General features: G+C 39.3%; 3 protein-coding genes and 1 pseudogene. 1 reads left to right on the plus strand and 3 read right to left on the minus strand.

Going from position 1 to position 2,278, the window contains the following annotated elements:
• Positions 1-35: 35 nt before the first annotated feature.
• Positions 36-464 (plus strand): annotated as a pseudogene (locus CWATDRAFT_RS31210) (transposase); the annotation flags it as partial.
• Here the strand turns inward: CWATDRAFT_RS31210 and CWATDRAFT_RS31215 are convergent.
• The 3 genes from CWATDRAFT_RS31215 to CWATDRAFT_RS31225 all read right to left on the minus strand — a co-directional run.
• A complete protein-coding gene (locus tag CWATDRAFT_RS31215) occupies positions 448-822 on the minus strand; it encodes an AMP-binding protein (protein WP_007308673.1) in 375 nt (124 codons plus the stop codon). The pseudogene CWATDRAFT_RS31210 and the gene CWATDRAFT_RS31215 sit on opposite strands and share 17 nt — an antisense overlap.
• A gap of 32 nt (positions 823-854) precedes the next feature.
• Positions 855-1,403 carry a TauD/TfdA family dioxygenase gene (locus tag CWATDRAFT_RS31220; protein ID WP_081451047.1) on the minus strand — a complete coding sequence of 183 codons (549 nt, stop codon included), beginning with the start codon at positions 1,401-1,403 and terminating at the stop codon, positions 855-857.
• A gap of 329 nt (positions 1,404-1,732) precedes the next feature.
• A partial coding sequence (locus CWATDRAFT_RS31225; protein WP_007308674.1) for an IS66 family transposase occupies positions 1,733-2,278 on the minus strand: 546 nt, incomplete at its 5' end.

Here is a 2,278-nt window from a genome sequence, read left to right on the forward strand (position 1 = left end):
CTTGCTGCCTGCGGTCGACCTGAGGATCCCCCAGAAAAGATTTTTCTGAACATATCCAGAGAACGATTAAGATTGATGAAAAAGCAGAATGGATTTTTATTGTAGATCAACTCAACACTCATAAATCGGAAAGCTTAGTCAAATTAGTAGCAGAAAGCTGTGGAATTACTATTGATTTGGGGAGAAAAGGAAAGGAGGGGATTTTGCAATCTATGGACAGCAGAGCAGATTTTTTATCAGATGAATCTCATCGAATTCGCTTTGTTTATATTCCCAAACATACATCGTGGCTTAATCAAATTGAGTGTTGGTTTTCGATCTTAGTCAGGCGTTTACTCAAAAGAATTACTGTCCGTTCAACTGAAGAACTATCCCAAAAAATTCTCAATTTTATTGATTACTTTAATCAACATTTTGCTAAGCCGTTCGTTTGGAAATTTAAGGGCTTTAAAGATCATAAGTGACTGGTGGATTATTTTTGCTAAGCTGCACTAGGGTTTTCACTGGTTCTTGAGGATTAACTGGGAGGGCGATCGCTACAGAAGCAACGGACAGAATTGCGCTCAGAGCTTCTAGACCATTATTCAAGGAAATAATCACAATATTGCCCCTTCCAATTCCTGCATCTAGGAGGGTATTTCCGCGATCTTGGATCAGTTTATTAAGCTGTTGATAGTTTAACCACGGGCGATTTATTCCCCCTAAAGCGGGATTTTCACCATGCTCTTTAGCAAGTTGAGAAAAACGTTGTCGTATATCTCCAACTTGAGATACTACAGTATTATGATTTGGTAAATTGAGTAATTTTTCTTGAGAGATCATATGTTAAACCAACCTGTTAATTTTTAATAATATTAAGCTAACGCAACTAGAATTTTACGGGAACCTTGGAACGGCCTGCGTCCATGAGCCATCCGTTGATTATCACACCACAGTACGTCTCCTTGTTGCCAATCAAAGGTTACTTCCATGTCTGCTTGGACTTTTAAAATGTGTTGGATATCGGTTTCATCAATAGGACTACCGTCTCCAAACATAGCGTGTTTGGGATAGTTTTCTTCAGAACGATAGACACGGCGTATCATTTTCTTCATCTGTGCAGGGAAGGTATCTACGTGCCAATTAACTGCTTGATTACCCCACACTAATTCATTGGTACTTGAATGATTGCGCAGCCCTGGAGCTAACAATTTAATCGATAAACTATTATCCGAGTTCCACTTATAATCTGCTCCTTGCTCATCCAACCAATCTGTAACTTGTTGTTTATCTTCTGTTAAAAATGCCTTTTGCCATCCGACACTAAATCCTTTACCTCCGTGTAGATTGTAGATATAACGCACTCCTTTTTCTTGAAAACGTTCTACTAGCTTAGGATCAAGGCGTGTTAACAATTCTTGCATATCTCCAATTGGGGTTTGTCCTTGGTAACTGCTCACCGCAACAAAAAAGTCTTATTGAAAAGCACTACAAACAACATCAGTTGAGTCAACAAAAATATAAGCCCTGTGATTTAGCGTAAAATTTAAGCTAATTTATTACGGCTATTTTAATGACTAACATTCCCAGAATCAAGTCTTTTAAAAACCTCAAATAAAAACAACAATATGAGAAAAAAAAGAATAGTAAGATAGTTTTTTGTTAGCGGAGATTATCCGCTAACCCTTTGTATTTTTGTGCAGAGAGATAGGGCGATCAAGAAAAATCTATCCCCCATCGGCTCCGGAGCCTTTTACATCTCTAATCCTGGGGGACTCCGACCAGCTAATGAAAATAATTCGCATAATTGGACAATGGCATTTTGCCCCTGTAATCTCATGGTCTCTAAAAAACTGAACATTTGGGTGACTAACTCTGCACCCCAGTCGCTTCTTGCTCCCCCACTTACTTTGCGGTGAATGACAATGGGACGTAAAGCTCTCTCAGCATCATTATTATCTGGTTTGACTTCAGGATAAGTTAGAAAGGTGAACCACTCTTCCCAATGACGTTTGAGACGGTTAATCAATCTTTGTGCATCATAAGGCCATCCTTTTTTGGGAGTTGCTTTAAAAATCTTTTGCAGTGAGTTCTCGACTTCTGTTCTTTTGGAGCCTAAGTCTTCAAGGGTTAAATTTCGAGCATGATAATGACGATAATGGATACGGGCGGTTGCTAAAACTTGCTGTACATCGGCAGCAAATTCTCGATTCGCTTGAAAACGACTGGTTTTAAGGGACTCTAACTCTCGTTCTAAATGTGCCAGACATTTCTGTTGGCCATCGCAGGTACCAGCCAT

Source organism: Crocosphaera watsonii WH 8501 (genome assembly GCF_000167195.1).
In the GTDB taxonomy this organism is placed as follows: Bacteria; Cyanobacteriota; Cyanobacteriia; order Cyanobacteriales; family Microcystaceae; genus Crocosphaera; species Crocosphaera watsonii.

What these genes read in the sequence shown, in the direction of transcription:
- CWATDRAFT_RS31220 (WP_081451047.1), bottom strand. Translation starts at nt 1,403, where the DNA reads ATGCAAGAATTGTTAACACGCCTTGATCCTAAGCTAGTAGAACGTTTT.
- CWATDRAFT_RS31215 (WP_007308673.1), bottom strand. Translation starts at nt 822, where the DNA reads ATGATCTCTCAAGAAAAATTACTCAATTTACCAAATCATAATACTGTA.